At 59.0% G+C, this 3,669-nt stretch carries 6 protein-coding genes and 1 pseudogene; all 7 read right to left on the bottom strand.

Annotation, left to right across the window (positions count from 1 at the left end; all coding sequences use genetic code 11):
• Window positions 1-141: pseudogene (gene obgE, locus ACQY7U_RS19665) on the bottom strand (GTPase ObgE); the annotation flags it as partial.
• A gap of 40 nt (window positions 142-181) precedes the next feature.
• Complete coding sequence (locus ACQY7U_RS19660; protein ID WP_428648152.1) at window positions 182-727, bottom strand: GNAT family N-acetyltransferase; 546 nt, start codon at window positions 725-727, stop codon at window positions 182-184.
• Entirely contained in the window at window positions 724-1,293 is a 570-nt protein-coding gene (locus ACQY7U_RS19655) for a GNAT family N-acetyltransferase (RefSeq protein WP_428648149.1), read from the bottom strand. Before ACQY7U_RS19655 ends, ACQY7U_RS19660 begins: the two co-directional genes overlap by 4 nt.
• Window positions 1,290-1,895 (bottom strand): GNAT family N-acetyltransferase, encoded by a 606-nt coding sequence (locus ACQY7U_RS19650; protein ID WP_428648147.1) that lies wholly within the window; start codon window positions 1,893-1,895, stop codon window positions 1,290-1,292. Before ACQY7U_RS19650 ends, ACQY7U_RS19655 begins: the two co-directional genes overlap by 4 nt.
• A 139-nt stretch (window positions 1,896-2,034) precedes the next feature.
• A complete protein-coding gene (gene rpmA / locus ACQY7U_RS19645; RefSeq protein WP_428648144.1) occupies window positions 2,035-2,304 on the bottom strand; it encodes a 50S ribosomal protein L27 in 270 nt (89 codons plus the stop codon).
• Window positions 2,305-2,358: 54 nt separating this feature from the next.
• The gene (locus ACQY7U_RS19640) at window positions 2,359-2,967 is read right to left on the bottom strand and encodes a 50S ribosomal protein L21 (RefSeq protein ID WP_428648155.1); all 609 of its coding nucleotides are present in this window, start codon (window positions 2,965-2,967) and stop codon (window positions 2,359-2,361) included.
• A gap of 356 nt (window positions 2,968-3,323) precedes the next feature.
• Window positions 3,324-3,669 (bottom strand): hypothetical protein (locus ACQY7U_RS19635; protein ID WP_428648141.1); only part of this gene is annotated, 346 nt, incomplete at its 5' end.

Raw genomic sequence — 3,669 nt, 5'->3', positions numbered from 1 at the left:
CACGATGACATCGCCGCCCTTGCCGCCGTCCCCGCCGTCGGGACCACCGTATTCGATGTATTTCTCGCGCCGGAACGACACGCAACCCGCCCCGCCGTTACCGGAGCGCACATAGATCTTGGCCTGATCGAGGAATTTCATTTTTCTTCTCTTTCGTCCTGTGTCAGGCCGGATCCCTTGATCAATGGCCGTTCAGAAACTCTGTTCGTGTCAGTTCCGCCCGGATCGCAGGCATGGTAGCGCCCCGCGACAGGCTGTTGCAGCCCACCTCGGCGACAATCCGGAAGCCCAGCTTTTCCGCCACCCTGAGGGACGCTGCGTTTTCCGTCATGGCCTCGCAGGCAAGTTGCTCGTGATCCGTGTTGTGAAACAGCCAGGTCACCGCTGCCCTTGCCGCCTCGCACATATAGCCTTTGCCCCAATAGGGCCGCCCCAGCCAATAGCCGATCTCCGGGGTCTCCTGCAACTTTTTGAAGCTGATCCCGCCGATCATCTCGCCGTTCAGATCGACCTGAAAGCTGAGTTCCTCGGCATTTGCCTGGTCCTGCCAGCTCTCACCGGCGCGGGCGAGATATTTGCGGCCCTCGTCGAGGTCGTAAGGATAGGTCACCCGCGACAGCATCTTGGCGACTTCATAGTCGCCCAGAAGTTCGGCGCAGCGGCCCAGATCCTCCAGGCGCGGAGCCCGCAGGACAAGCCGCTGCGTTTCGATGACAGGTGCACTCATGCCGCTTCGTTCCGCGCTTCGAAGTCCGACCGTTCCAGCCGGACGACCACGTTGGAAACGCGCCGGTCGAGGGCCTTTGAGAACCGTTCCGTCATGCTGTAGGGCTTGAAGCCCATCTTGCGCAGGAGACCCCGCGACCGGAAGTTGTCCTCATAAGCGCGGGCCGCAATCGCATTCGTCCCGAAAACCTCAAAGCCCCAGTCCAGCGCGGCTTCCACCGCCTCACTGGCGTAGCCGTGCCCCTGGAAGGGCCGGCCGATCCAGTAACCAAGGGTCGGCAGCTCGGAGAGGTCGCTGAGGTCGCCCGGTGCCTCGATTGCCACGACGCCGATAAAGACACCGCCGAGCGTGATGGCAAAAACCGCTTCCGTTTCAAGCGGATCCTGCCCGATCACCGACTTCAGAAAGGCTTCGGCGGTGCCGTCCTCATACGGCCATGTGAAAGATGTCATCCAGCGGGCGACTTCGAAGTCCTTGCCTGCCAGTTCCCTGACAGCTTCCGCGTCGCTCATCGAGACCGGCCGCAGAACCAGCCGCCTCGTTCTCAGCTCCGGTAGCGTGTTCATCGGCCCTGCCCCCATCCTTTCAGCGACTTCCAGATTGCCCGCTCCAGCGTGTAGCGCTCGATCGGAACCGAACCGCCGGCGCCGACGGAGCGGATCATGGCCTGGTCCCGGTACTGGAACCCGGACTTGACAAGAACCCGGCGCGAGGCCGGATTGGTCACCCGGCAGGAGCCCTGCAGCTCGTCGATGTCGTGATAGGTAAAGGCATGGTCCACCAGCGAATGCACCGCCTCGGTCGCCAACCCCTGCCCCCAGAAGGGCTCACCCAGCCAGTAGCCGACATGGACGGGACCGCCCGCTTCCATTTTCGCATAACGCGCGATCCCGATCAGCCGCCCGGTGCTTTTCAGGCGGATGGCGAAAATGGCGCTGTTCAGGTGGTGAAGTCCGGCCTTGGCGATCAACGCCCGGCCGTCCTGCAGCGAAAACGGATAGGGCATTGTGGCAAGGTTAGCCGCCACGGCCTTGTTGTTGGCCAGAAACACAAGGTCGGCCAGATCGTCCGCACGCGGCACGTCGAGCCGCACACGAACCGCTTCCTGCGGCAACGGGGCCGCTGCCAGACTGCTCTCGTCCAGTAAACCGTCACTTTCAACAACCATCTTTTCCTCCAGCAAAAACAAATCAAGGGGGAGATGGCGCCCCATCTCCCCCTCTTCATCTTTGACTGGCCGGTTGTTGACCTGTCTCGAAGTGCCGGGGTCTTACGGGACGCCGGCGTTTCGAAACTTCACGTCGGCTTTACTCCGCTGCTTCCGCTACCGGGAGCACGTTAATGTAGGTTCGCTTGTTGGCTTTCGCCTGGAACACTACCTTGCCTTCCACGGTTGCGAAGATGGTATGGTCCTTGCCCATACCAACGCCGGTGCCCGGGTGCCAGGTGGTGCCGCGCTGACGTGCGATGATGTTGCCGGGAATCACGGATTCCCCGCCGTATTTCTTGATGCCGAGACGGCGGCCAGCTGAGTCGCGACCGTTGCGGGACGAACCGCCTGCCTTTTTATGTGCCATCGTTAGAACTCCTCGTTCTTCGAATTCTTCGTGTCAGGTGTAAGAACCGGCGGCTTAATTGCCGGCCAGTTCCTTGGCCTGCTCAACCCAATTTCCGCGCTCGAACTTGCCCTTCAGGCCGGTTTCTTCTTCAACGCGTGCGATGTCGTCAGCGGTCATGGCTGCGATCTGAGCGAAGGTCGTGATGCCTGCCTCGTTCAGTTTTTTCACAGCTGCCGGACCGGCGCCGTCCAGTTTCTTCAGGTCGTCTCCGCCTTCTGCAGCAGCAGCTGCGGCCGGAGCTTCGTCCTTTGCTTCCTCAGCCTTCGGCGCGGCCTTCTTCGGCGCTGCCTTCTTGGCTGCTTTTGCACCACCGGTCAGGATGTCGGTCACCTTGACGAGGGTGAAAGCCTGACGATGGCCGTTGCGGCGGCGAGAATTCTGACGCCGGCGCTTCTTGAAAATGATGACCTTGCGGTTACGGCCCTGATCGACCACTTCCGCAACAACGCTGGCACCTTCCACAAGCGGAGCGCCAACAGTGGTGTCGGTGCCGTTGCCAACCATGAGCACTTCGTCGAAGGTGACGGTGCTGCCGGCTTCGGCGTCCAGTTTTTCGACCCGGAGGAGGTCGTCAGCGGCAACAGTGTACTGCTTGCCACCGGTCTTGATCACTGCGAACATGTCTCGCACGTCCTTCTTTTCGTTTTTGACACGCCAGCTGCCGAAATCGGAGCTGGCTGCTTTCAGGTCGAACCGAGGCGCCCGTCCCTCCGGAATGATCCGGTCAGACAAGTCTTTGTGTCGGGTTGCGCGTGAAGCTTAGAAAAGCCCGGCAGGCCTTGAACGACAAACAAAACCCGAAAAAGCGAACCTTTTCGAGCCCGCGCAATATAGTCGGCGCGCTCACGATGTCAAACGGAAATCCGGGTCACAGGGCGGAAAAGTGCCGGTTTTTGAATCTGTTGGCGAAGGGGCATCGGCTTTCGAACCGCCGGCCCGAACTTCCCGTCATGGCAGATTGTCGGCCAATACTCATTTCAGCGATCAAGGTCCGTAATGCGCTGAAGTAGCCTAGCCTCTTTTCTGTTGGCAAATTCCACATCGCCAAAAAGTAGCGTTATTGAAATAATAAACCAATGAAAATACCAAAACATAAATACACCGACCAGCACAAACCAAGAAATTCCAAGCCAATTAATAATTGGTGGAAGTATTATTGGGCCAGACCCGATAAAAATCAACATTGGAACTATCGGCCACAAAACCCAGACAAACAAGGAACTCGGTATAAGCAGGGGACCAAAAAACGTTATGTCACGGGCATTTCTAAGGACCCACAGTTGATGACGGTTGAATTGCAAGCGTACAATTCGAAGTGCATTT

The organism is Roseibium sp. (assembly GCF_050301095.1).
Classification (GTDB): domain Bacteria; phylum Pseudomonadota; class Alphaproteobacteria; order Rhizobiales; family Stappiaceae; genus Roseibium.
The sequence above is the reverse complement of the archived record's forward strand: the minus strand, read 5'-3'. Positions and strand labels throughout refer to the sequence as shown.

Coding starts and splice junctions, on each gene's coding strand:
- ACQY7U_RS19640 (WP_428648155.1), bottom strand. CDS start 2,967: ATGTTCGCAGTGATCAAGACCGGTGGCAAGCAGTACACTGTTGCCGCT.
- ACQY7U_RS19650 (WP_428648147.1), bottom strand. CDS start 1,895: ATGGTTGTTGAAAGTGACGGTTTACTGGACGAGAGCAGTCTGGCAGCG.
- ACQY7U_RS19660 (WP_428648152.1), bottom strand. CDS start 727: ATGAGTGCACCTGTCATCGAAACGCAGCGGCTTGTCCTGCGGGCTCCG.
- ACQY7U_RS19655 (WP_428648149.1), bottom strand. CDS start 1,293: ATGAACACGCTACCGGAGCTGAGAACGAGGCGGCTGGTTCTGCGGCCG.
- rpmA (WP_428648144.1), bottom strand. CDS start 2,304: ATGGCACATAAAAAGGCAGGCGGTTCGTCCCGCAACGGTCGCGACTCA.